This is a genomic window from Aquirufa lenticrescens (assembly GCF_019916085.1).
Taxonomy (GTDB): domain Bacteria; phylum Bacteroidota; class Bacteroidia; order Cytophagales; family Spirosomataceae; genus Aquirufa; species Aquirufa lenticrescens.
On the sequence record NZ_CP049834.1, the window covers coordinates 2,374,094 to 2,399,092 of the forward strand.

The window sequence follows — 24,999 nt, forward strand, 5'->3', positions numbered from 1 at the left end:
ATACAAAATTACAAAAGGATTTTGGAGAAAAATAGACTTAGTTTAGAATAAATCTAAACAACTAAAATAAAGGCGTATTTCTGATTAAACTTTCTTCTAAAGAAATAAAAGTTTCTGTCCGTTGAATCCCCGTAACACGTTGAATCTTATCATGTAAGACTTCACGTAAATGTTGCGTATCTCGGCAGATTATTTTGGCGAAAATGGAATATATACCGGTCGTATAATGAATATTAACTACTTCAGGGATCTGTTCTAACTGTTTGGCCACATCTTCATATAAACTACTCTTATCTAAATAGATGCCTAAAAATGCGGTAATGTCCCACCCTATTTTCGAATAATCAATGAGCAGTTGAGCTCCTTTTACGATACCCAAAGATTCCATTTTTTTCATCCGTACGTGAACCGTACCACCAGAAACATCTAAGCGAGAACCAATTTCCGTATAAGGTAAATTCGCATCTTTTACTAAAATTTCCAGTATTTTATAATCTAGAGGATCAAGCTCAAACTTCTTTTCCATTGAATTTTCGTAATTATTTCAGGTTCGAATTAAAAATTATGCAAAAAAAGACATTTATTTTTGAAAATTTTTGAAAAATTAAAAATCTCCTTCTATATTTGTCCTACTAATTATTGCAAAGGTAATAATTTTCACTGTAGGGTGATGAAATTGGCAGACGTGCCCTCCTGTCTCGGGGGTGGTGAGTTCAGGATAAACACGGCATAATGGGTTGACCACTAAATCAGTTCTGTGTCGAGGCTAACTGCACCTTGGAGGTTCGAATCCTTCTCCTACAGCATTTTAATTAATTTGGTTTTTAGTTTGTTGATGAAGTGTAATGTTAAAAGCAATCTTATTTTAGGATTGCTTTTTTTATTGTTTATTAATCTATATATTTGGTAGACAAACTAGTTTTTTTAATAAACTTAACCCCTATTATTATGTCATTAAGATTAGGAGATATTGCACCAGACTTTAGTGCAGATACTACATTAGGCCACATTAATTTTCATGAATTCATTGGTGATTCTTGGGTATTATTATTCAGCCACCCAGCAGATTTTACTCCCGTATGTACCACAGAATTAGGCAAAACGGCTCTTTTAGATGGTGAATTCCAAAAACGTCACGTGAAGCCTATCGCTATTTCAGTGGATAGCTTAGATTCACACAATAAATGGGTACCAGATATCGAAGAAGTAAATTCAGTGAAAATGAATTTCCCCATTATCGCAGATCCTGAGAAAAAGGTGGCTTTATTGTACGACATGATTCACCCGAATGCTTCCGAGAAAGCAACGGTACGTTCCGTATTTGTCATTGGACCCGATAAGAAAATCAAATTGACGTTGACCTACCCTGCTTCAACAGGACGCAACTTTACTGAGATTTTGCGTGTCATTGATTCTTTACAATTAACAGCGAATTATCAAGTGGCAACGCCAGCTGATTGGGTTAATGGTGATGATGTAATTATCGTTCCTGCAGTCTCTAATGAAGATGCCGTAGCTAAATTCCCTAAAGGTTTCACTTCGGTTAAACCGTATTTACGTAAAACGCCTCAACCGAATTTATAGTAGGTTGAAACACATCTTAAATGCCAAAATTCATTACAGGTGGATTTTGGCATTTTTTATTTTTAAAACGTATTTTTGTAGCTCATTAATATAATCCGCATGTTATCAACGATTAATTTTACTTCAACTGCTGCCTATAAAGCACTCCTAACTGATCAAACTCGTTTAGCTTCAACCACTATCGCACAGTTATTTGCAGGCGATTCTAATAGACAAGCTAGCTATAGCCAAACATTTAACGGCATTTTCTTCGACTATTCGAAAAATCTAATTGATGAAAAGAGCTTTCAATCTTTACTAAACTTAGCAAAGGAATGTGGCTTAGAAGAGGCAATCAAAGCACAATTTTCAGGGTCTAAGATTAATCAGACAGAAGGCCGTTCGGTTTTACATACGGCATTGAGAGCTAAATCTTCTACTTCCGTATTTGTAGATGGAGAAAATATTATTCCTAAGATTCAAGCTGTAAAAGCTCAAATGAAAGAATTTTCGGAGAAAGTAATTTCAGGAGCTTGGAAGGGATTTTCAGGCAAGGAAATTACAGATGTCGTAAACATCGGTATTGGAGGATCAGATTTAGGTCCCGTGATGGTGACTGAAGCATTGAAACCATACAAAACACGATTAAACGTTCATTTCGTGAGTAATGTTGATGGGACTCACATCGCAGAAACGTTGAAAAAAGTGAATCCAGAAACAACCTTGTTTTTAATTGCTTCTAAAACATTCACTACGCAAGAAACAATGGCAAATGCATTCTCGGCTAGGGATTGGTTCTTATCTGCAGCTAAAGATAATGCAGCAGTTGCTAAGCATTTTGTGGCATTATCTACGAATACAAAGGCAGTTGCTGAATTTGGCATTGATACAGCGAATATGTTTGTGTTTTGGGATTGGGTAGGTGGACGATATTCTTTATGGTCTGCGATTGGATTATCCATCTGTTTATCTGTAGGATATACACACTTCGAAGCCCTTTTAGCGGGAGCAGAAGCAATGGACAGTCATTTTGCCTCGGCATCATTTGAAAGCAATATTCCGGTTATTTTAGGATTGTTAGGTATTTGGTATGTTAATTTCTTTAATGCACCTACACATGCTATTTTGCCATATGACCAATATATGCATCGTTTTGCTGCCTATTTCCAACAAGGAGATATGGAATCAAATGGAAAGACGATTGATCGTACAGGTAAACGAGTGAATTACGCTACGGGTCCTGTTATTTGGGGAGAGCCAGGTACAAATGGCCAACATGCCTTTTATCAATTAATTCACCAAGGAACACAATTAATTCCAGCTGACTTTATCGCACCTGCGGTAACTCACAATAAAATAGGTAACCACCACACTTTGTTAATGTCTAATTTCTTTGCTCAGACAGAGGCATTAATGAATGGTAAGTCGAAAGAAGTGGTAGTGGCGGAATTAAAGAAAGCTGGATTAAATGAGGCTGAGATCGAGAAATTAGCACCATTTAAGGTGTTTGAAGGAAATAAGCCTACAAATTCATTCCTAGTAAAACAGATTGATCCTTCTACTTTAGGTTCATTAATCGCGATGTATGAACACAAAATTTTTGTTCAAGGCGTTATTTGGAACATCTTTAGCTACGATCAGTGGGGTGTAGAATTAGGAAAGCAATTAGCTAATTCGATCTTACCAGAATTAGAGAATGACGAGAAAATTAATTCCCACGATTCTTCTACGAATGGATTGATAAATCAATTCAAGGCTTGGAGGTAATTAGGCTTTCAACAAAGCAATCATTTCAGAGATGGAGAGCAGATTCTGTTCTCCATTTTTCATATCCTTTACATTCGCTTTTCCTTCTTTCAATTCAGACTCCCCTATCACAGCGACATAAGCGATTTTTTTCTTGTCTGCGAATTCGAAAGATTTCTTGATTTTGGCAATATCTGGATAAACTTCCGCTGGAATTCCGGCTTTACGTAATTCATTGGCCATTCCTAAACTGGCTTTTCGTCCAGTCTCATCGAAATAGGTAAATAGAATGGCACTAGCACTAGTTGCCATTTCAGGGAAAAGCGTTAATTCTTCCATGACATCCAAAATACGTTCGATACCAAAAGAGATTCCCACGCCTGACATATTAGGCAATCCAAAAGAACTCGTTAAATCATCGTAACGTCCACCTCCCACAATGGAGCCAAAAGGAAGGTCTACTGCTTTTCCTTCATAAATCAACCCAGTATAATAGCTTAAGCCGCGGGCTAATTTATAATCGAAAACAAGATTATCGGAAGAAAAACCATTGGTATCAGATAAAGACAAAACCTCTTTAATCTCTGCTAAACCTTGTAAACCTATGGTATTCGTATTAAAAAATGCGGATAATTTGGCAATTTTCTCTTCATTAGAACCATCAAATAAAACAAGATCCTTTATGGCTTCTGTTTTATCTTCTGTAAATCCATTCTGAACTAATTCCTTAGCCACATTTTCCCAACCTATCTTATCTAACTTATCCAATGCTACGGCAAAGGCAACAAAACGAGCACTTTCACCTAGGCTATCCACAATTCCTGCTAATATTTTACGGGAATTCAGGTAAAGGTTAACTCTAAGTTTTAAGGAATTGAAAATTGATTGAAATAAGGCTATAAGCTCTGCCTCATTGACTAATGAATCTGAACCAATAATATCAGCATCACATTGATAGAACTCGCGGTAACGACCTCTTTGCGGACGATCTGCTCTCCAAACCGGCTGAATTTGGTAGCGACGGAATGGAAAAGCCAACTCATTACGATTCATGGCAACGAATCGTGCAAAAGGTACTGTTAAATCGTAGCGAAGACCTTTTTCAGAGATTTTAGAAGTCAATGATTTAGAACCAGCATCCATGTCAGAAGGTGAAACCTTGGATAAATAATCACCGCTATTCAAAATTTTAAATAGCAATTGATCGCCTTCCTCACCATATTTTCCCGTCAAGGTAGACAAATTCTCAATAGCTGGAGTTTCAATTGTTTGAAAGCCAAATCCTTGAAAATGAGTCTTTATGATGTCAAATACGTAATTACGTTTTGCCATTTCTGTAGGACCAAAATCCCTTGTACCTCGTGCGTTTGCTGGTTTCTGCATATTTCTAAAAAAACAAATTTAATTAATTATGCTATAATATTTTTGATAATAGTCGATTTTAGCTATTTTTGCAAACCAAATTATCAAAGACATGGCAGTAACTAGACTAAAACGTAAAGACAGAAGAAATAAAGCAGTAGCTAACAACAAGGTTGCAGCTATCAAAATTTTAAAAGCAAGACCTACCATCAAGTTAGTTGATGTAGAAGCTATTAAAGCTAGCTTTGCTAAATAAGAATTATATTCTTTATATTTAAACCGGTTTATGCCGGTTTTTTTATGCTCAATCCAATCCTATTCAACAATGAAAAAGACATTATTTGCAATCTCAGCCCTACTTTTGGGTTCAGCAACGTTAACACTTGCACAAGATCATCGTCACGTAAAAGTGAATCCAACAAACCCAAATGACACGGAATATTGGGAGCCTAGCATTCCTGTGGTTACACCAGGAGCTATTCCATCCGATGCAATCGTCTTATTTGATGGCAAGAATTTAGATAATTGGGAATCAGCAAAAGATGGCTCACCTGCAGCTTGGAAAGTAGCTGATGGAAAGATGACCGTCGTAGGTGGCAAGGGAAATATCTCTACTAAAGAGAAATTCACGAACTATCAATTGCACATCGAATGGCAATCCCCTATCGAGCCAGAAACTTTGAAAAGCCAAGGAAAAGGCAATAGCGGTGTATTTATGCAAGGCATGTATGAAGTTCAAGTGATGAACTCCTATCAAAACCCAACTTACCGCAATGGACAAGCTGGCGCTATTTATAAGCAAACCCCTCCTTTAGTAAATGCAACTTCTAAAATGGGAGATTGGAATACCTACGATATTATTTATACCGCTCCCGTATTTACTACGAATGGCGGAATCGAAACACCAGCTTATGTTACGGTGCTTCACAATGGCATTGTAGTGCAAAACCACACTAAGATTCAAGGGACGACTGAATATATTGGACAGCCTTTAAATCCAGTTCATGGACCTGGCCCTATTAGCTTACAAGACCACGGAAACGCGGTAAGCTTCCGTAATATTTGGTTAAGAAAAATGTAATTAATTTCTTAATTTTGAAGGGAAGGTTTTCAACATAAAAGCCTTCCCTTTTTTTGTTTCTATGAAATACATCATTAGCTGGGTTTTACGATTTATCCCGAGAAAATTCATTCAATTATTTGCCCACAGACTCATCAAAATATACAGTATTTTCTTAACCGGGAATAAGGTTTATTGCCCTGTTTGTGATCATTCTTTTCGTCATTTCTTGCCTTATGGCCGGTTAACGCCGCGTGAAAATGCCCTTTGCCCATCCTGCTTAAGTTTAGAGCGTCATCGTTTAATGTATTTATATCTAAAGAACGAGACGACCTTTTTTACAGATAAGCCTAAATTATTGCATATCGCACCAGAATATTGTTTTATCGAGCGTTTTGAGAAGCATTTAGGTGATCAATACATTACAGCTGACATCGAAAGCCCTTTAGCTAAAGTGAAAATGGATTTACACGATATTCCTTTTGAAGACAATACCTTTGATGCTGTATTTTGTAATCACGTTTTAGAACACGTTAAAGACGATGTTCGTTGTATGCAAGAAATTAGACGTGTATTAAAACCGTCAGGATTTGCTTTATGCCAAAGTCCGCAACGCTACGATCTAGCAACCACTTATGAAGATGCTAGCATCACAGATCCACGGGAACGTGAAATTCATTTCTTGCAAGATGATCACTTACGTATATATGGTCGTGATTACGGGACTCAATTAGAAAAATCTGGATTTACCGTGGAACCAGTCAATTTAATTGAGAAATTAGGTTTGGAAGAAAGCCAACGAATGGCATTACCATTAGAAGAAATTATTTACGTTTGTCGCAAATAAGATGAGATATACTCCATTTTCAGCTGAATTATTCAAGAAGAATAGAGCGAAGTTGTATGAACAATTGCCGCCAAAATCCATTGTCGTTATCAGTTCAAATGACATCATGCCCACGAATGCCGATGGGACGATGGGATTCAGACAAAACAGCGATTTATTTTATCTCTCAGGTTTAGATCAAGAAGAGACCTTTTTAATCCTATATCCAGATGCTCCGGAAGCACAATGGAGAGAAATTGCTTTTGTTCGCGAGACATCTGAATTAATTGAAATTTGGGAAGGACATAAATATACCAAAGAAGAGGCGACTCAAACTTCCGGGATTAAGAACATCCAATGGTCTTCTAATTTTGAATCACTTCTTAAAACCTTGGTTTATTCTGCAAATCATATCTATTTAACGGATAACGAACATTTACGTAAGGCTTCAGTGGTTCAGACGCAGAATGCTCGCTTAGGTATAAACATCAGAAATACGTATCCTAATCACGCCATAGGTCGCCTCGCTCCTATTTTGAGTGATTTAAGAATGCAAAAAGAACCGGAAGAATTACAGGCACTGCAAGTGGCATGTGATATTACGGATAAAGGATTTAGACGCGTTTTGAATTTTACCAAACCGGGTGTAACTGAATACGAAATCGAGGCAGAATTCATTCACGAATTCACACGTAATCGTTCCGAGGGTTTTGCTTACACGCCTATTATTGCTTCTGGCGCTAATGCTTGTGTGCTTCATTACATCGACAATGCACTACCTTGCAAGGATGGAGATCTACTTTTATTAGACGTAGGAGCCTCCTATGCTAATTACAATGCAGATATGACGCGTACGATTCCGGTGAATGGTCGGTTTACAACTCGTCAAAAACAGGTATATCAAGCAGTACATTCCGTATTAAAATATGCAAGCGAAATTATGCAGCCGGGTGTGTTTTGGGTAGATTACCAAAAAGAAGTCGAACGATTCATGGAAGGTCAATTAATCGATCTAGGTTTATTCTCCCGTGCTGATGTAGAAAAACAAAATCCAGCAAGCCCCTTGTTTAAAAAATACTTTATGCACGGAGTTGCGCATCATTTAGGGCTAGATGTACACGATGTTTGGGATAAATACAAACCTTTTCAAGAGGGAATGGTTCTTACCTGTGAGCCTGGTATATATATACAGGAGGAAGGATTAGGGATTAGATTAGAGAACAACCTAGTCATCCAATCAGGTACGAATATCAATCTGATGAAGAATATTCCGTTAGATTGTGAGGAAATTGAAGATTTAATGAATCAATAAAACGGGTTAAATGCCTTGTTTTGGCTATATTTGTAGCTTAGTTTAAGGGGAAGCCCTAAGGAGAAACAATTCTATATGAAACACCTGCGTAATTTTTGCATTATTGCCCATATCGACCACGGTAAAAGTACACTAGCCGATCGATTAATTGAATTCACCAATACCGTTCAAAAGCGCGATATGATGAATCAATTGCTCGATGATATGGATTTAGAGCGTGAACGCGGTATTACCATTAAGTCTCACGCGATTCAAATGCAATACCCTAAAGATGGGGAGTTGTATACGTTTAATTTGATTGACACGCCAGGGCACGTCGATTTCTCTTATGAGGTGTCTCGTTCCATTGCGGCATGCGAAGGTGCTTTGCTAATTGTAGATGCATCCCAAGGTATAGAGGCGCAGACTATTTCCAATTTATACTTGGCTATCAGCCACGATTTAGAAATTATTCCTGTCTTAAATAAAATCGATTTACCAGGAGCAATGCCTGAAGAGGTGTCAGACCAAATTATCGATCTTATTGGATGCAAAAAAGAAGATATTATTCATGCTTCTGGCAAGGAAGGGATCGGTATTCAAGACATTCTTGATGCGGTAGTAGAACGTATTCCTGCCCCCAAAGGTGAACAAGCAGCGCCATTACAAGCCTTAATCTTTGATTCTACCTTTAATTCCTACCGTGGTATCGAAGTAATTTTCCGTGTGTACAATGGGGAAATCAGAAAAGGAGATAAAGTAAAGTTCATCAATACAGGTAAAGAATATTACGCAGATGAAATTGGTACGCTTGGGTTAGAACAAGAACCTAAACAAATCATCAAAACCGGTGACGTAGGTTATCTAATTTCAGGTATTAAAGAGGCTAAAGAAGTAAAAGTGGGTGATACTATCACGCACGTAGCTAATCCTACCCTATCAGCCATCCAAGGTTTCGAAGAAGTAAAGCCGATGGTTTTCGCCGGAATTTATCCCGTAGAAACTTCGGAATTCGAGGATTTACGCGATGCAATGGAGAAGCTACAGTTAAATGATGCTTCTTTAGTGTGGGAACCTGAAACTTCGGCTGCCTTAGGTTTCGGATTCCGTTGTGGTTTCTTAGGCATGTTGCACATGGAAATTGTGCAAGAACGTTTAGAACGTGAGTTTGATATGACGGTAATCACTACGGTACCATCCGTTAAATTCAAGGTGATTACGACCGCAAATGAAGAATTATGGGTATCTGCACCTGCTGATTTACCAGAACCCAATTTGATAAACATCATTGAAGAACCTTATATTAAGGCACAAATTATTACCAAATCCGAGTATACAGGGGTGATTATGAGCCTTTGTATGGATAAGCGTGGTATTTTAGTGAATCAAATCTACCTAACGACAGATCGCGTTGAATTAACGTTTGATATGCCTTTGTCTGAGGTGGTATTTGACTTTTTTGATCGTTTAAAGACGATTTCGAGAGGTTATGCCTCACTAGATTACGAATACAAAGATTACGAGCCAGGTGAAATGGTGAAGCTGGACATCATGTTAAATGGTGATAAAGTGGATGCCTTATCAGCTATTGTACACCGTGACAAGGCGTATGACTGGGGCAAACGCTTGTGTGAAAAATTACGTGAATTGATTCCAAGACAGCAATTTGAAATTGCGATTCAGGCAGCGATTGGACAGAAAATCATTGCACGTGAGACGGTGAAGGCGTTGCGTAAGGATGTTTTGGCCAAATGTTATGGTGGTGACATCTCGCGTAAACGTAAATTATTAGAGAAGCAGAAAAAAGGGAAGAAACGTATGCGCCAAGTGGGTAACGTAGAAATTCCACAAGAGGCATTTATGGCGGTTCTTAAACTAGATTAATAGAGAATAATTATCACATAAAATTTTTAAAAACAGGGTTTAAAGCGTAATTTTAAACTTTCAAACAAAATAAGATGGCTGAAATTATTAGAATGCCCAAGATGAGCGACACGATGTTAGAAGGTGTGATCGCTAATTGGCTTAAAAAAGAAGGTGACGTTATTAAATCTGGTGACATTATTGCGGAAGTCGAGACTGACAAAGCGACAATGGAACTGGAGAATTACGAAGACGGTACTTTATTATATATCGGTGTAAAAGTAGGAGAAGCGGTTCCAGTAGATGGAATTATTGCAATCGTTGGTACACCTGGTGAAGATTATTCAGCTCTTTTAGCTGCACCTGCAGCCGCTACATCTCAAGCTCCAGTAGCAGCTGCTCCTGTATCGCAAGCGCCGGCTGCAACTCCTGCCATTGATTTAAGTGGTGTAAAAGCAGTGGCAGTTCGTATGCCTAAAATGAGTGATACCATGATCGAGGGTGTCATTGCTAAATGGTTAAAAGCCGTAGGCGATGTAATCAAGAATGGAGATATCATTGCGGAAGTAGAAACAGATAAAGCAACGATGGAATTAGAGAACTATGAAGATGGTACTCTATTGTATATTGGTGCAAAAGAAGGACAAGGCGTTATTGTAGATGGTATTATTGCCATTGTAGGTGAACCAGGTACTAATTATCAATTAATTCTGGATGCAGAGGCGACTCCTAAAGCATCCTCTCCTGCACCAGCGCCAGCGGCTCCTGTAGCTGCACCGGTAGCGAGTGCTCCGGCACCTGTAGTAACTAAAGCTCCTGTGGCGGAAGAAAAAACGGCTTCTAAGCCAGGTGCAGAATTGAAGGCTAGTCCTTTAGCTCGTGCTTTGGCAAAAGAAAAAGGATATAACTTAAACTGGATCACAGGAACGGGAGAAGGTGGTCGTATCACGAAAGCTGACGTGGAAGAGTACAATCCTAATTCAGGAGGAGCAAACGCAAACTTCACAGGCGGTGTGGAAAGCTTCGAAGACATTCCGAACAGCCAAATGCGCAAAACCATTGCGCGCCGTTTATCTGAATCTAAATTCAGCGCTCCTGAATTCTATCTTACGATGGAAATCAATATGGACAAAGCGATGGAGGCTCGTGTTAGCATGAATGAAGTTTTACCTGTTAAGATATCATTCAATGACATGGTGATTAAGGCTACTGCCCTATCCTTAGCAAAACATCCTAAAGTGAATTCTTACTGGATGGAAGATCGTATCCGTGTTAACAAACACGTACACATCGGTATGGCGGTTGCGGTTGAAGACGGCTTACTAGTGCCAGTTATCCGTTTTGCTTCAGAAAAATCCATTGCTCAAATCTCTGCTGAGGCAAAAGATTTAGGTGCTAAAGCGAAAGGTAAATTATTGCAACCGAAAGATTGGGAAGGAAACACGTTTACTGTTTCTAACTTAGGTATGTTCGGTATTGATCAGTTTACCTCTATCATTAACTCACCCGAATCTTGTATTCTAGCGGTGGGTGGAATTAAAGAAACGGTAGGTGTTAAGAATGGTCAATTCTATGCAACGAACATTATGAAATTAACGTTGACTTGTGATCATCGCGTGGTAGATGGTGCAACAGGAGCTGCATTCCTGTTAACCCTAAAACAATACCTAGAGGACCCAATCAAAATGTTTTTATAAAATTGATTCTGCAAGCCTCGAATAACCTCGAGGCTTGCTTTTTTTAGATTAAATACGATGAGCACAAACAATATCAGAATTGCGGTACAGAAGTCAGGACGTTTAAGCGATGATTCCTTGAAATTATTCAAGGAGTGTGGCATTAAGTTTGAGTCTGGCGGTTCTAAACTTCGTTCCATTTCAAGCAACTTCCCTATTGAATTTCTTTTCTTACGTGACGACGATATTCCGGGTTATGTAGAAGATGGTGTGGCTGATTTAGGCGTAGTAGGTTTAAATGTTTTAATGGAACACACTCGCAAAGTGGATATCGTTAAAGAATTAGGCTTTTCTAAATGCCGTCTTTCATTAGCTATCCCTCGTGGTGAGAATTATACCGATCTGAAACAGTTTGAAGGGAAAAGTATTGCTACGTCCTATCCTAACTTAACAAGTCAGTTTCTTTTAAAGAATGGAGTTAAGGCAGAAATGCACGAGATTTCGGGATCAGTAGAAATTGCTCCTAGTATTGGTTTAGCTGAAGGTATTTGCGATATCGTATCAACTGGTGGTACCTTGCTGAGCAATGGACTAAAAGAAGTGGCTATAGTTTTCCAAAGCCAAGCGGTTATGATCTCTAACAAAGAGTTATCATCCGAAAAACAAGCAATTCTAGCTAAATTGTTATTTAGAATAGATTCAGTTCAAAGAGGTCAAAATGCCAAATACGTTGTCTTAAACGTTCAAGAGCAAAATATCGAAAAAGTGACAGCCTTATTACCAGGCATGAAATCACCTTCGGTTTTACCATTGGCAACAAAAGGTTGGTTTTCGTTACATTCTGTGATTGAAGAAAATGATTTTTGGAATATCATCGAAAACTTACGTGATGCTGGTGCCGAAGGAATTTTAGTTTTACCTATAGAAAAAATGATTCTTTAATCATGTTTAATCAGATCAATTATCCTTCTCGATCAGAATATGCGGCTATTTGTCAGCGTCCAGCTTTGGAACAAGGACAATTAGATGCCTTGATTTCTGACGTATTTAGCCAGGTTAAATCACACGGTGATCAAGCCCTACGTGAATTAACGGCCACTTACGAAAAGAGAGAGATTATAGATATACTATATTCGGCAGCAGAAATTGAGGATTTAGCCTCAAAAACGGATAAAGAATTACAAAAGGCGATCGACCACGCCTACGCTAATATTTATGCCTTTCATGCTGCACAAATGTTAGTGCCCAATAAAATTGAGGTTAATCCGGGTGTTGTTTGTTGGCAAAAAGCCACTGGAATTGATAAAGTAGGAATATACATTCCTGGTGGTACAGCTCCCCTATTTTCAACGGTATTGATGTTAGCTATTCCAGCTCGAATCGCAGAATGTCAAGAAGTGGTACTATGTACACCAGCAGTTCACCCAGCGATATTTTATGCTGCTAAATTATGTGGTGTTACTAAGATGGCTAAAGTAGGCGGATCTCAAGCTATTGCCGCTTTGAGTTTGGGAACGGAGAGTGTTCCTGCTGTTTATAAGATTTTTGGCCCAGGAAATCAATATGTTACTGCTGCCAAGATGTATGCTAACCGGTTAGGAACATCCATCGATATGCCAGCTGGTCCATCAGAAGTAGCTGTATATGCAGACCAAACAGCTAATCCAGCTTACATTGCCTCAGATTTGCTATCACAAGCTGAACACGGTTCAGATTCACAAGTAATTTTAGTAAGTACATCTTCCTTCATCGTGGAAGAAACGATCGCTGAAATCAATCTTCAGCTAGCCGAATTACCTAGAAAAGAGTTAGCTGAAAAAGCGTTGTCTAATTCAAAATTTGTTTTAGTAAATACTTCAGCAGAGGCCATTGACTTATTAAATGAATACGCAGCAGAACACTTGATTTTAGCTTGTGACAATGCCGAAGGATTTGCAAACCACATTCGCAATGCAGGATCTATCTTTTTAGGACATTATACACCTGAGTCTGCTGGTGATTATGCTTCAGGTACCAATCACACGTTACCAACAAACGGATTTGCGAGAGCTTATTCAGGTGTTAATTTGGATTCATTTACGAAGAAAATTACTTTACAGTCGATCTCTAAGCAAGGGTTGGAGCAATTAGGTAAAACTATTATTGATATGGCTGAGGCTGAATCACTTCAGGCTCACGCAAATGCCGTTAAAATTAGATTAAGTTAAATATGAATTTCGAAAACTTCATATTGCCCCATATTTGGAACCTAAAACCTTATTCATCCGCTAGAGATGAATTTAAGGGAAAAGAAGGCGTGTTTCTGGATGCAAATGAAAATCCGTTAGGTTCAGGAGTATCTGAAAACTGGAATCGCTACCCTGATCCTTTACAGTTATCCATCAAGGATCAATTAGCAGTCATTAAATCCTGCTCGACGGATCAAATATTCCTAGGAAATGGATCGGATGAAGCAATAGATTTAATCATGCGCATGACATGTCAATCAGGTGTCCACAATATTATACTGTGCCCACCTACCTATGGCATGTATGAGGTGAGCGCATCGATTAATCATATCGAACAACGCAAGGTTAGTTTAACTCAGCATTATCAATTAGATGTGGAGGGAATATTACGTACGGTAGATCAAAATACACGTTTGCTATTCCTTTGTTCACCTAATAATCCGACCGGAAATAAATTGAATCGCTCGGATATTTATACCCTAATAGAATCATTTAAATCAGGTTTTATCATTATTGATGAAGCCTATATTGACTTTTCTGATGAACCTAGTTTCATTTTAGAATTAGCTAAATATCCACAGGTTATTGTGATGCAGACACTTTCCAAAGCCTATGGATTAGCTTCGTTACGTTTAGGCATGGCTTTTGCTCATCCGACCATTATTAGCTTGTTGAATAAAATAAAGCCACCCTATAATATTGGCGGTGCAACACAGGAGATTGTTTACAAGGCATTATCTAATACAAGCTTTAAAGAAGAATCCGTTAAAACGATCCTATCAGAACGGATTCGGTTAATTAGTTCTTTACAAAATATCCCAGAAGTAATTCAAATTTATCCTTCTGATGCTAATTTCATATTAGTTCACTTTAAACGAGCGAATGACCTTTTTGCGTTTTTGATAGAGTCCAAATTAATTACTAGAAATCGTAGTTCAGTCACTTTATGTGAAGATTCTATTCGAATTACGATTGGGTTATCAGAAGAAAACGATAAATTAGTTGATCTAATCGCCCAATTCTATTCAGTTTAATATGTTAAAACGCTTAATTTTCATCTTGATTCTACTTTTTAGCCTAACTTCGGTTAAGGCGCAGATGAAAGATTGGGCAGCAGGTTTTAGAGTAGGTGAGCCGGGAGGATTTATGGTGAAACGCTATTTGCCAAATGGTAGAAACGCGGTTGAATTTAATTTTGGGAGTTATGGCGGTTTATGGGGGACTAATCGGTCCTATCAAGATGGAGAATTCAGAAATATCGGTTTTTCGTTAAATGCCTTGTATTTATGGCATCGCCCTACCCTTGTCAATTCAGATTTACATTATTATTACGGTGCTGGGCCTCAATTTGTATCTAGAAGTTTATTTACATCTACTTCACAATTTGCTGAAACTAAAAGAGGTTTAGGTGCTGCAGGTATTGCTGGAATGGAATATTTTCCAATAGATGCGCCAAATTTATCCTTTTTTGCTGAATTAGGCTTGTATTCAGAATTATTACCTAATCCGTTTTTTCTACACATTCAGGGTGGTGTAGGTGTAAAAGTCAATTTTTAATGGGGATGTAGCTCAGTTGGCTAGAGCGCTTGCATGGCATGCAAGAGGTCGTCGGTTCGAGACCGATCTTCTCCACACTTACAAACGGTCTTTGAAGGACTCGTATCCAAACGTTTTCAATAAGTGGAATTGCTCCTTTTTATCTAATTTGCCGATACTAGGTAAGTTAACTCCATTAAAGGTAGTTGTTTTCACCATCGTATAGTGAATCATATCTTCTAAAACGATTTCATCCCCTATTTGCAATTCTTTTTCGAACGAATAATCGCCATAAAAATCGCCAGCAAGGCAAGTCATACCGCCAAAACGATACGTAGGCTTCCCTGTTTCAGGTTCTGAATTCGCTCCTCTTATCCGAGGTTTATATGGCATCTCTAAAGTATCCGGCATATGAGCCGCGAAAGACACATCTAAAATGGCCACCGTTATTCCAGCAGATTCGACAATATCCAACACCGTTGATTTTAAAAAACCTGTCTGCCATCCTACCGCAGATCCCGGTTCGAGGATAATCTGAAGGTTAGGGTATTTTTGACGAAATGCTTTTAACAATCCAATTAAATGCGCTACATCATAATCCGCTCTTGTGATTAAATGGCCACCGCCTAAATTCAACCATTTTAAGCTAGGCAACAAATCGCCAAATTTTTCCTCGATAACTTTTAATGTGCGTTCCAACACAAAAGAATCATTTTCACACAAGGTATGTGAATGTAATCCTTCAATACCTGCCGGCAAATCTCCTAAATCAGCGCGACGAATGCCTAAGCGTGAACCAGCCACACAGGGATTATACATATCAGTCTCCACTTCTGCATATTCAGGATTAATACGTAATCCACAAGATATCCCTGCAGCGTGAGCCCGATCTTTATATTGATTGTATTGATTCAGTGAATTAAACGTGATATGACCCGCATACGAAGCTAACTCTTCCCATTCCGACTCTAAATAGGCAGGAGAATACACATGAGGCCTCACGCCCATTTCCTCAAAAGCTAAACGCGCCTCGTGTAAGGAACTAGCGGTGGCTCCAGCTAAATATTGCTTAACTAATGGGAATTCATGGTAAAATGAAAATCCTTTTAACGCACAAATAATCTCTATACCTGCTTCTTGCTGAACTCGTTTTAACAGTTCAAGATTAGCAATCAGTAAATTTTCCTCCAATACATAACAAGGAGATGGAATCGAAGGATAATACGACATCTTAATATTCGTGAGGTAAAGTGATATTGTGTTGTTCTTCCCAAGGTAAACCGTGAATATTCAACAACTCCATAAAAGGATCTGGATTAAATTCTTCCACGTTAAATACGCCTGGAGCAAACCAAGAACCATCAATCATTAAGGAAGCACCAATCATGGCAGGAACACCTGTGGTATAACTAACCCCTTGTGCCTGCACTTCTTGGTAACAATCTGCATGATGGCAGTTGTTCCAAACATAGTAGGTAGCATCCTTGCCATCTTTCATTCCTTTGATTTGGCATCCTATCGAGGTTTGGCCAGAATAATTTTCTCCTAAAGTTCCAGGCTCTGGTAAAACAGCCTTTAAAAACTCTAGAGGAACGATATCCATTCCATTGAACTTAATCGGTGCAATTGAAGTCATACCTACGTTTTGAAGTACTTCTAAGTGCGTTAAATAGGCTTGTCCAAAGGTCATCCAGAAACGGGCGCGCTTCAAGGTGGGGAAGTTCTTCGTAAGTGACTCTAATTCTTCGTGATAAAGAACATAGGATTCCTTCGGTCCAATGTTAGGATAATCAATCGGCTTGTGAATCGACATCGGCTCGATCTCTATCCATTCGCCATTTTCCCAATATTTACCTTTTTGCGTAATCTCGCGGATATTAATCTCTGGATTAAAGTTTGTTGCAAACGCTTTTCCATGATCACCAGCGTTACAATCGATGATATCTAAATAATGCATCTCATCGAAAAAATGCTTGTTCGCATAAGCCGTATAAACACCTGTTACACCTGGGTCAAAGCCACAGCCTAATAAAGCCATTAAACCGGCTTTCTTAAACTTCTCTTGGTAAGCCCACTGCCACGAATATTCAAACTTAGCTACATCCTTAGGCTCATAATTCGCTGTATCTAAATAGTGGACACCCGCCTCAAGACAAGCATCCATGATCGTTAAATCTTGATAAGGCAATGCTACATTGATAACTAAGAAGGGCTTTTCTTCTTTGAACAAAGCCACTAATTCAGGTACATTATCTGCATCTACCTGGCGTGTTTTCACGGCAGTAGGTAAACCGATAGCAGCACATTCAGCGGCAATGGCATCACATTTAGATAAAGTACGAGAAGCTAGAACGATTTCAGAAAAGGAAGCAGGATTCATCGCGCATTTCTTTACGACTACATTTCCAACGCCCCCAGCACCAATAATTACGATTTTTTTAGACATAGCATTTTAAAAAGAAATGCAAAAATAGAACATCAAAGGCTAAAAACCATATTAATTTTTATACGGACGTATAATTTTGACAATTCGATCTAGCCAAAACTTTTGATACAACAAATCCTCCCGAACACCATACGTAGTACTGGCGTGAATGAAGCTAATGGCTGGACGATCTTTGGTCACTAAACCTACGTGATTAATGAGCCCTACCTTTCCAGTAGCAAAAAATACCCAATCCCCTAGTTGAACATCTTTCAACCTGATTTCCTCTCCAAATTTCGCTTGATCAGACGACACTCTTGGAATCGAAAAATCATTGGAGGCATAAGCTGTAAAAAGCAGGCCGGAGCAATCCATCCCTTTTTTATCCATTCCTCCCGTTTTGTAGGGGACTCCTTTGTATTTTTTAGCCTCCTTGATAATATCCTTCAGCTCTGATGCACTGTAATACGATGATCCCGTGCGGTGAAAAATCCGTTTGACAAAAGTACAGGAGTCTAACAAAACCACTAACAAAGCAAAAAAAAGTAAACGCTTACACATAGACTAATTCTTTGGTTTCTAGATAGATTAAAACTCCCTTCGTCACTTGATGGCCCATATCCACTAAGGTTTGCTTATAGCGATTAATTTGATCGTGGTGTTCTGGCTTTTGTTTACCTGTTTTAAAATCAATGACTTGCAAGGCCTCTCCAATTTTATTCACTCGATCCGGACGAATAATTTTTCCATCTGGACATAATAAATCCACTTCCTTAAAGGCCAATATATCTTTAGCAAAAAAAGCACACACCTCAGCTGATTCAAAAAGAGCATCTAAAGAAGAGACATCTAAGTTAGTTTTGGTCTTTACATGAGACCAAGCATCCATATCAGGCAATTGAGCTAGCAAATCGTGTAATTGATTCCCAATTTCACGCTTCTTGGAAGCCGCAGTATACAAATCAGCTTTGGCAGAATTCACGCGAAGTGATACGGGTGATACCTGGTTTCCTAACGAAATTTGTACGTTTTTCTCTAAATTAGGTAGGTCTGAGTGCTCTAAGGATGGAATAACGAGTGTATTGGAAAAGGCAAAATAAGACGCGTTCCAAGCTGTTGTGGTTTGCAAATAGGCTGGTATTTCAGCTGACTCAGACTTTTCATGAGCATAATCGTACACTAGGCGACCTACTGAATTAGTATAGGTTGAAATCGTCTTAGTATGTAAATCTGGATCGGGAACGCTCAATAATAGATGCAAGGATTGCTTAGGACGCGTTGTGGCTACATATAACATATTGAGTGCATCTAGGAAAATAGCTTCTTGCTCTTTTTGAGTTTGCTCAGCTAAACCGGGGAAAGAAAGTATTTCCGCTGAATTAACCCTCCCATAAATATGTTTCAAATGGGAAGTTTCACTCAATTGCAAATCAGCCGACTCCTCCTCACCTAATTCATACCAAATCTTTTCTGAATCCGCCTGAAAAGTCCAATTAACGAATGGTAGAATCACCACCGGATATTCTAAACCTTTGGACTTATGAATACTCGAAATCGTAACTGCATCTTCTTGATTCGAACTAGAAATACAATACGAGTTTCGGTTCTGGTCAAAATGCTGCAAGAAACCTGCCACTAATTTATCCTTCAAAAGCACATATTCATTTAATACATCTAAGAACTTCCAAAGATATTCTTGCCCACTTACATCATTCAATAAATCAAAAGCTGAAACTAGATCATATACCCAACGCAATAAATCTGAAAAGAGAGGAACTTGGATCTCTTTTGATTGAAAGTAAAGCGCTGCCTTTTCAAAAGCATCACCAGTTAATTGCTCGACAAAGACTAAATCATAGGCAGAAACAACCTGACCCTTTATTTCTGCATATTGATAGATCAATTCATATAAGTAAAGGGATTCTTTGGGATGCTCAGACAAAGCTAAATAGGACAAAATAAATCCAACGACTGGGGAATAATGCACTAATAAGGAATCCGACGAAATAACGGGAATTCCTTCTTCTTTCAATCGCAAGGCCAAATAACGAGAATGTTTATTCTTCCGCGTCAGAATAGCCAAATCTTGGTACCTAAAACCGATACTCCGATTATGCCGAATCAGATTCATTACCTGTTCAAACATAAATTCATTTTCAGGTTCCGTAAAACCATAGGTCTCTTTAGATTTATGGTAGACCAATAAATCAACCTTTCCATTGAAGTCCGAAGAAGTCACCTTTGGATTTTGCTTTAAATTAGTCCCATAAAGTGGCTTTATTAATGGACATAAAGCAAGAAGCGTCTCATTTTCAACTAAGGAATGGTAGAATTGGTTATTAAATTCAACGATTTCCGTCGCACTTCGGTAATTATTATTCAAAGCTTTGGGGCCTATTTGATGCAATAAATAATCAAAGCGCTGTTCATCTAGTGATTCTTCGGCAAAATGATCCGCCACTAAAGAAGGATCCTGAGTGGCTAAAGAAGCAATCAGACTAACTTCCCCTCCCCTAAATTTATAGATCGATTGTTTCGCATCCCCTACTAATAAACTCCGTTTCCCTACTGATGTGGCATTCTCCACCAAAGGCATAAAGTTCTTCCATTGCAAAATGGAGGTATCCTGGAACTCATCGATGAATATGTGGAAATAGCGATCACCCAATTTCTCATAAATAAAGGGTATAGGATCTTGGGAAATCACTTCATAGACTCTTTTGGAAAACTCTGAAATAGGAATCGCTGAATTTTCTTGTTGATATGAACGCATTTCGCGTTGAATCAAATTCAACAAAGCTAACTTTTTCAAATCCTTCAATACCCAATGCAAGAACCGATAGCGCTTCCAATAAAGGGATTGCAATTCGATGAATTGGTTACCTAGCTCACCTAATTCCGCTGCATGTTGCTCAATTATCGCTTTATCCGCTCCAATGGCTTTAGCTGAAGTCCACGTATTGCCACCTATCGCTTTTTTAAAATTTGTATAGGCTTTATCAGCTATTTCCGGATTACGTAAAAAGGAACGAATATTACCCACAGGACCAGTTGCGCCATAATAATAAAAAGCATCTGGTAAACCGAGAGAATCTATTATTTGAATAAAGGAATCAGCCACCGCTTTAACTTCTTGCAACATCTGATTCAGTATGCCGCGTAATTGATCCTCTAAACGGAGAAAATCATTCACTTGAAATAAGGCTAAATGCGGTTCGATTGCTAAAAATTTCTCTTCTAGGGAAATCTTCAAATATCCATGCAAGCTATCTCGCATTCGATTCCAATTCCGTCCTTCGGACACTTCTTGATTCGCAAAAGATAAAATCAACTCGCTTAGTTCGGCATCTCCCGTACGATTTACTTGATCTAACAGTCGATTAATCAGTTCGTGAATCAGTCCATTCGAGTCTAATAACACCTCATATTGACTAGGTAGATTTAATTCATCGACGAAAGAAGCACTCAGTCTTTGGACAAAAGAATCAATCGTCATCACGGAGAACAATCCATAATCTTGAAGAATTTGTTGCAAGGTGTTACCCGCCCGAATGGCTAATTCTTCTTTCGTTACTGAAATGCCTTCTTCCTCTAATTCGCATTGTACCTTATCAATAATGGCTAAGACTTTGGATTGTTCAGGAGGAGATGTATAAGCGAACGAGGGATAATCTGCCATACCCGCTAAAAAATGTAAAATTCTTTGGCGCATTTCTTCCGCCGCTTTGATCGTAAAGGTAACGGCCAAAATACGTCGGAAATATCCCTTCGATTCCAGCTCTGAGAGCGCCATCTTAATATACTCAATGGTCAAGGTATAGGTTTTACCTGATCCGGCTGAGGCTGAAAAGAGGGTGATTTGTTGAGGTTTCATCGAAATTCTATTAAGAATGCAAGATAAAATAAAAATAGGATTAATTCGGTATGCTTTTATTTCCCTATCTTTGTTTCCCGTAACCAAATCAACAATTCTATCAATGTCTGGTAAAGGGAATCCCAAGAAATCCAAGTTCATTTTTGTTACGGGTGGTGTAACAAGCTCGTTAGGAAAAGGCATCATAGCCTCGTCTTTAGCTAAGCTATTGCAAGCACGCGGTCTAACCTGTACAATCCAAAAGTTTGACCCTTACATCAACATCGATCCAGGCACCCTTAATCCATACGAGCACGGCGAATGCTATGTGACAAATGATGGAGCAGAAACGGATCTTGACTTAGGCCATTACGAGCGTTTTTTAAATACCCCTACTAGCCAAGCAAATAACATCACCACAGGTCGTATTTACCATAATGTCATTACCAAAGAGCGTCGTGGCGATTATTTAGGTAAAACGGTACAAGTGGTACCTCACATTACCGATGAAATCAAGCGCAACATTATGCTCTTAGGCGAATCAGGTAAATTTGATATTGTCATAACAGAGATTGGTGGTTGCGTAGGTGACATCGAATCATTGCCTTTCATCGAGGCAGCTCGTCAATTGAAATGGGATTTAGGCGAGAAGAACACCTTGTTTATTCACTTGACTTTAATACCTTATTTAGCGTCTGCTGGAGAATTAAAAACAAAGCCAACCCAACATAGCGTAAAACAACTATCTGAGTCAGGAATTCAACCAGATATCTTAGTTTGCCGTACAGAACATCCACTTCCTCAGGAAATGAAGAAGAAAATTGGTCTATTCTGTAACGTTTCAGAGGCGGATGTAATCGAGGCGCGTGATGCTTCTACGATTTACGAAGTTCCTTTGTTAATGAAGGAAGAGCGTTTAGATAGCCGCGTTTTATACAAGTTGGATATCTATAACGACAAGGAATCTAATTTAAAGAACTGGACTAGTTTCCTTTCCAAACTTCAAAATCCGAAATTCGAGATCAATATCGGCTTAATTGGTAAATACGTTGAATTGAAAGATTCGTATAAATCCATCGCGGAAGCCTTTATTCACGCGGGAGCAGCCAATGATATCAAAGTAAACTTGAATTGGATTTCTTCTGAAACAATGGATACGGAAGATGTATCAGAAACTTTAACTGGACTAGATGGTATTTTAGTTGCCCCAGGTTTTGGAGAACGTGGAATCCAAGGAAAGATTAATGCCGTGAAATATGCACGTGAAAACAAAATACCTTTCCTAGGTATTTGTTTAGGTATGCAATGTGCCGTTATTGAATTTGCACGTAACGTAATGGGTTTATCGGAGGCTCACTCCTTTGAAATGAATCCCGAAAGTCCCGATCCGGTGATTAACTTAATGTTAGAACAAAAGGATATTTCAGAAAAAGGCGGCACAATGCGTTTAGGTGCTTATCCTTGCAAGATTGAAAAAGGGACTTTGGCCTATAAAATCTATGGCAAAACCTCTATTCAAGAACGTCACAGACACCGTTACGAATTCAATAACGACTACTTAGATCAATTCCATAAGGCTGGATTAGTTACTTCCGGTATTAACCCAGATTCGAATTTGGTAGAGATCGTAGAAATTGAAAACCATCCTTTCTTTGTGGGGGTTCAATTTCACCCAGAATATAAATCGACGGTTGAAAGTCCGTCTCCCCTCTTTGTACAATTTGTTAAGGCTGCGCATCAACACGCTGTTCCTTTCATCAAAAATTCTAAATAATTATGGATAGAAATTCCATCACGGGTATTGTATTAATTATGGGTATGCTATTAGGCTACCAATATTTCTTTGCACCTAAAGAGATTCCTGCAGTAAAAGCAAAAGCGGTTACTCAAAAAACCGTAGCTGTAGCACCTACAGATTCAGCTAAAGTTGTAGCCATCGACTCTGCAGCTAAAAAGGAACAAATTTTCACCTTAGAGAATAAGGATATTATCGTTAAGGTATCTTCCAAAGGCGCTAAGCTAGTTTCAGTTCAATTAAAGAACTACAAAAGCTACGCTAACTTTAAAGAGGGTAAAACAGAAGGATTGTATTTGTACAACGCCACTTCAGACGAGTTTAGCATTGAATTACCTACGGCTGCAGGAAAAGTACAGGTTGCTAAACTCGATTTTGCTGGTGTTCAATTAGGTAACAAAGTAAGCTTTACTGGAGCAATAGCGAATGGTCAAGCCATCTCGTCTAGCTATGTATTACCGGAGACGGGTTTTCTTGTAGACTACCAATTAGATGCCAAATCCGTTGCATTAACTGGGGGTGATTATTTCATTCATTGGAAAGAGCAAGTACACCAAACGGAGAAAGACATTACCGAAGAACGCAAAGCAACGATTAACTATTTGCTTTCGGAAGATGATGAATTTGATTATTTATCAGAGAATCCTAGCTCAGTAACAAATGAGAATTTAGACCAAAGCACGAAATGGATTAGCTTTAAAAAGAAGTATTTCTTATCTGGCTTAATCCCTCAAGGCTTTGCTTTCAAATCTGCCTCTTTAACTGCGACACCTAATTTGACAGATTCCGTCAACATTAAAACCTTAGATGCGCAGATCATTGCTTCAGCTCAAGATTTATCGGCAGGAAAATCAAACTTCACCTTCTATTTTGGACCAAACGATTATGCCATCGTTAACAAAGTGGAAGCGCCTAATTTTGGCAAGAACGTTAAGTTGAGTTATGATTTCTTGTTACCCATCACGAAATACATTTTCGTTCCATTATTCGGTTTCTTAGAAAGCTTGTTCACGAATTACGGTTTATTAATCATTGTGTTGGTGTTAATCATTAAGACTGCATTATTGCCATTAACGTATAAATCATACGTTTCCATGGCTAAGACGCGTATTTTGGCACCTGAGATTGCTGCGATTAAAGAAAAAATCGGTGATGATGCAGTGCGCGTTCAACAAGAAACAATGAAGTTATATGGTGAGGTGGGTGTGAATCCATTAAGCGGTTGCATTCCCGTGTTAGCCACTATGCCTGTCCTAATGGCGGTATTTATGTTATTTCCGAACTTGATTAATCTTCGCCAAGAATCATTCTTATGGGCCAACGATTTATCTACGTATGATTCATTTTTAAATCTACCATTCAACATTCCGTTCTATGGTTCACATGTTAGTTTATTCTGTTTGTTAATGACAGTCTCACAACTAGCATACGGTTATTATAACAACCAAATTACACCAGATCAACCAGGTCAACCGATCAACATGAAAATGATGGCTTATGTAACGCCAGTTATCTTCATGTTTGTGATGAACTCCTTCCCTGCCGGTTTAAGTTTTTACTATTTCGTATCTAACTTAGTGACCATTGGTCAGCAACTAGCGATTCGTAAATTTGTGAATGAGGATAAGATCAAAGCCTTGTTAGATGAGAATCGCAAGAAAATTGCTGCGGGTGGTGGTCCTAAAAAATCAAAGTTCTCTCAATACCTTCAAACCCAATTGAAGACGATGGAAGAACAACAAAAAGCAACAACAAAGAATCCGAAGAAGAAATAA

20 protein-coding genes and 1 tRNA gene are annotated in these 24,999 nt (G+C 38.6%); 15 read left to right on the forward strand and 6 right to left on the reverse strand.

Annotated elements, in window-relative coordinates; genetic code table 11:
• Positions 1-61: 61 nt before the first annotated feature.
• Positions 62-526 (reverse strand): Lrp/AsnC ligand binding domain-containing protein, encoded by a 465-nt coding sequence (locus tag G9X62_RS10650; RefSeq protein WP_130896730.1) that lies wholly within the window; start codon positions 524-526, stop codon positions 62-64.
• A gap of 422 nt (positions 527-948) precedes the next feature.
• On the opposite strand from G9X62_RS10650, the gene G9X62_RS10655 reads away from it, so the two are divergent.
• Both G9X62_RS10655 and pgi read left to right on the forward strand, forming a co-directional pair.
• Positions 949-1,584, forward strand: a complete 636-nt coding sequence (locus G9X62_RS10655; protein ID WP_223130687.1) for a peroxiredoxin — start codon at positions 949-951, stop codon at positions 1,582-1,584.
• A 99-nt stretch (positions 1,585-1,683) separates the two neighbouring features.
• Entirely contained in the window at positions 1,684-3,330 is a 1,647-nt protein-coding gene (gene pgi, locus G9X62_RS10660) for a glucose-6-phosphate isomerase (RefSeq protein WP_223130688.1), read from the forward strand.
• On the opposite strand, the gene hisS is transcribed toward pgi, so the two are convergent.
• The gene (hisS, locus tag G9X62_RS10665; protein ID WP_223130689.1) at positions 3,331-4,692 is read right to left on the reverse strand and encodes a histidine--tRNA ligase; all 1,362 of its coding nucleotides are present in this window, start codon (positions 4,690-4,692) and stop codon (positions 3,331-3,333) included.
• Between the two features lie 91 nt (positions 4,693-4,783).
• Between hisS and G9X62_RS10670 the strand changes: the two genes are divergently transcribed.
• The 11 genes from G9X62_RS10670 to G9X62_RS10720 all read left to right on the forward strand — a co-directional run bounded on the left by G9X62_RS10670 (position 4,784) and on the right by G9X62_RS10720 (position 15,247).
• Positions 4,784-4,927: a hypothetical protein gene (locus tag G9X62_RS10670; protein ID WP_223130690.1), complete on the forward strand. Its 144-nt coding sequence runs from the start codon at positions 4,784-4,786 to the stop codon at positions 4,925-4,927.
• A 69-nt stretch (positions 4,928-4,996) separates the two neighbouring features.
• Positions 4,997-5,752 carry a 3-keto-disaccharide hydrolase gene (locus G9X62_RS10675; RefSeq protein ID WP_223130691.1) on the forward strand — a complete coding sequence of 252 codons (756 nt, stop codon included), beginning with the start codon at positions 4,997-4,999 and terminating at the stop codon, positions 5,750-5,752.
• A 61-nt stretch (positions 5,753-5,813) separates the two neighbouring features.
• Entirely contained in the window at positions 5,814-6,578 is a 765-nt protein-coding gene (locus G9X62_RS10680; RefSeq protein ID WP_223130692.1) for a class I SAM-dependent methyltransferase, read from the forward strand.
• A 1-nt stretch (position 6,579) separates the two neighbouring features.
• Positions 6,580-7,869 carry an aminopeptidase P family protein gene (locus tag G9X62_RS10685; protein ID WP_223130693.1) on the forward strand — a complete coding sequence of 430 codons (1,290 nt, stop codon included), beginning with the start codon at positions 6,580-6,582 and terminating at the stop codon, positions 7,867-7,869.
• A gap of 75 nt (positions 7,870-7,944) precedes the next feature.
• On the forward strand, positions 7,945-9,732 hold the full coding sequence (gene lepA, locus G9X62_RS10690) for a translation elongation factor 4 (RefSeq protein WP_223130694.1): 1,788 nt from the start codon (positions 7,945-7,947) through the stop codon (positions 9,730-9,732).
• Positions 9,733-9,806: 74 nt separating this feature from the next.
• On the forward strand, positions 9,807-11,408 hold the full coding sequence (locus G9X62_RS10695; RefSeq protein WP_223130695.1) for a pyruvate dehydrogenase complex dihydrolipoamide acetyltransferase: 1,602 nt from the start codon (positions 9,807-9,809) through the stop codon (positions 11,406-11,408).
• Between the two features lie 57 nt (positions 11,409-11,465).
• Complete coding sequence (gene hisG / locus G9X62_RS10700; protein WP_223130696.1) at positions 11,466-12,329, forward strand: ATP phosphoribosyltransferase; 864 nt, start codon at positions 11,466-11,468, stop codon at positions 12,327-12,329.
• 2 nt (positions 12,330-12,331) lie between these two features.
• Positions 12,332-13,594 (forward strand): histidinol dehydrogenase, encoded by a 1,263-nt coding sequence (gene hisD, locus G9X62_RS10705; RefSeq protein ID WP_223130697.1) that lies wholly within the window; start codon positions 12,332-12,334, stop codon positions 13,592-13,594.
• 2 nt (positions 13,595-13,596) lie between these two features.
• Positions 13,597-14,649 (forward strand): histidinol-phosphate transaminase, encoded by a 1,053-nt coding sequence (gene hisC, locus G9X62_RS10710; RefSeq protein ID WP_223130698.1) that lies wholly within the window; start codon positions 13,597-13,599, stop codon positions 14,647-14,649.
• Position 14,650: 1 nt separating this feature from the next.
• Complete coding sequence (locus G9X62_RS10715) at positions 14,651-15,172, forward strand: hypothetical protein (RefSeq protein ID WP_223130699.1); 522 nt, start codon at positions 14,651-14,653, stop codon at positions 15,170-15,172.
• A gap of 1 nt (position 15,173) precedes the next feature.
• Positions 15,174-15,247, forward strand: a tRNA-Ala gene (locus G9X62_RS10720).
• Between the two features lie 3 nt (positions 15,248-15,250).
• Here the strand turns inward: G9X62_RS10720 and nspC are convergent.
• From nspC to G9X62_RS10740, 4 genes are read right to left on the reverse strand one after another with little or no spacing between them, the layout of a single operon-like run.
• Positions 15,251-16,381: a carboxynorspermidine decarboxylase gene (nspC, locus tag G9X62_RS10725; protein WP_223130700.1), complete on the reverse strand. Its 1,131-nt coding sequence runs from the start codon at positions 16,379-16,381 to the stop codon at positions 15,251-15,253.
• A 1-nt stretch (position 16,382) separates the two neighbouring features.
• Positions 16,383-17,597, reverse strand: coding sequence for a saccharopine dehydrogenase family protein (locus tag G9X62_RS10730; protein WP_223130701.1), 1,215 nt, complete (start codon positions 17,595-17,597; stop codon positions 16,383-16,385).
• 51 nt (positions 17,598-17,648) lie between these two features.
• Complete coding sequence (locus G9X62_RS10735; protein ID WP_223130702.1) at positions 17,649-18,137, reverse strand: C40 family peptidase; 489 nt, start codon at positions 18,135-18,137, stop codon at positions 17,649-17,651.
• A complete protein-coding gene (locus G9X62_RS10740) occupies positions 18,130-21,450 on the reverse strand; it encodes a UvrD-helicase domain-containing protein (RefSeq protein ID WP_223130703.1) in 3,321 nt (1,106 codons plus the stop codon). Before G9X62_RS10740 ends, G9X62_RS10735 begins: the two co-directional genes overlap by 8 nt.
• Positions 21,451-21,553: 103 nt before the next feature.
• Here G9X62_RS10740 and G9X62_RS10745 point away from each other — a divergent pair, with 103 nt between their 5' ends.
• Both G9X62_RS10745 and yidC read left to right on the forward strand, forming a co-directional pair.
• Positions 21,554-23,203, forward strand: a complete 1,650-nt coding sequence (locus G9X62_RS10745; protein WP_223131852.1) for a CTP synthase — start codon at positions 21,554-21,556, stop codon at positions 23,201-23,203.
• A gap of 2 nt (positions 23,204-23,205) precedes the next feature.
• The gene (gene yidC / locus G9X62_RS10750; RefSeq protein WP_223130704.1) at positions 23,206-24,999 is read left to right on the forward strand and encodes a membrane protein insertase YidC; all 1,794 of its coding nucleotides are present in this window, start codon (positions 23,206-23,208) and stop codon (positions 24,997-24,999) included.

What these genes read in the sequence shown, in the direction of transcription:
- G9X62_RS10650 (WP_130896730.1), bottom strand. Translation starts at nt 526, where the DNA reads ATGGAAAAGAAGTTTGAGCTTGATCCTCTAGATTATAAAATACTGGAA.
- G9X62_RS10655 (WP_223130687.1), top strand. Translation starts at nt 949, where the DNA reads ATGTCATTAAGATTAGGAGATATTGCACCAGACTTTAGTGCAGATACT.
- pgi (WP_223130688.1), top strand. Translation starts at nt 1,684, where the DNA reads ATGTTATCAACGATTAATTTTACTTCAACTGCTGCCTATAAAGCACTC.
- hisS (WP_223130689.1), bottom strand. Translation starts at nt 4,692, where the DNA reads ATGCAGAAACCAGCAAACGCACGAGGTACAAGGGATTTTGGTCCTACA.
- G9X62_RS10670 (WP_223130690.1), top strand. Translation starts at nt 4,784, where the DNA reads ATGGCAGTAACTAGACTAAAACGTAAAGACAGAAGAAATAAAGCAGTA.
- G9X62_RS10675 (WP_223130691.1), top strand. Translation starts at nt 4,997, where the DNA reads ATGAAAAAGACATTATTTGCAATCTCAGCCCTACTTTTGGGTTCAGCA.
- G9X62_RS10680 (WP_223130692.1), top strand. Translation starts at nt 5,814, where the DNA reads ATGAAATACATCATTAGCTGGGTTTTACGATTTATCCCGAGAAAATTC.
- G9X62_RS10685 (WP_223130693.1), top strand. Translation starts at nt 6,580, where the DNA reads ATGAGATATACTCCATTTTCAGCTGAATTATTCAAGAAGAATAGAGCG.
- lepA (WP_223130694.1), top strand. Translation starts at nt 7,945, where the DNA reads ATGAAACACCTGCGTAATTTTTGCATTATTGCCCATATCGACCACGGT.
- G9X62_RS10695 (WP_223130695.1), top strand. Translation starts at nt 9,807, where the DNA reads ATGGCTGAAATTATTAGAATGCCCAAGATGAGCGACACGATGTTAGAA.
- hisG (WP_223130696.1), top strand. Translation starts at nt 11,466, where the DNA reads ATGAGCACAAACAATATCAGAATTGCGGTACAGAAGTCAGGACGTTTA.
- hisD (WP_223130697.1), top strand. Translation starts at nt 12,332, where the DNA reads ATGTTTAATCAGATCAATTATCCTTCTCGATCAGAATATGCGGCTATT.
- hisC (WP_223130698.1), top strand. Translation starts at nt 13,597, where the DNA reads ATGAATTTCGAAAACTTCATATTGCCCCATATTTGGAACCTAAAACCT.
- G9X62_RS10715 (WP_223130699.1), top strand. Translation starts at nt 14,651, where the DNA reads ATGTTAAAACGCTTAATTTTCATCTTGATTCTACTTTTTAGCCTAACT.
- nspC (WP_223130700.1), bottom strand. Translation starts at nt 16,381, where the DNA reads ATGTCGTATTATCCTTCGATTCCATCTCCTTGTTATGTATTGGAGGAA.
- G9X62_RS10730 (WP_223130701.1), bottom strand. Translation starts at nt 17,597, where the DNA reads ATGTCTAAAAAAATCGTAATTATTGGTGCTGGGGGCGTTGGAAATGTA.
- G9X62_RS10735 (WP_223130702.1), bottom strand. Translation starts at nt 18,137, where the DNA reads ATGTGTAAGCGTTTACTTTTTTTTGCTTTGTTAGTGGTTTTGTTAGAC.
- G9X62_RS10740 (WP_223130703.1), bottom strand. Translation starts at nt 21,450, where the DNA reads ATGAAACCTCAACAAATCACCCTCTTTTCAGCCTCAGCCGGATCAGGT.
- G9X62_RS10745 (WP_223131852.1), top strand. Translation starts at nt 21,554, where the DNA reads ATGTCTGGTAAAGGGAATCCCAAGAAATCCAAGTTCATTTTTGTTACG.
- yidC (WP_223130704.1), top strand. Translation starts at nt 23,206, where the DNA reads ATGGATAGAAATTCCATCACGGGTATTGTATTAATTATGGGTATGCTA.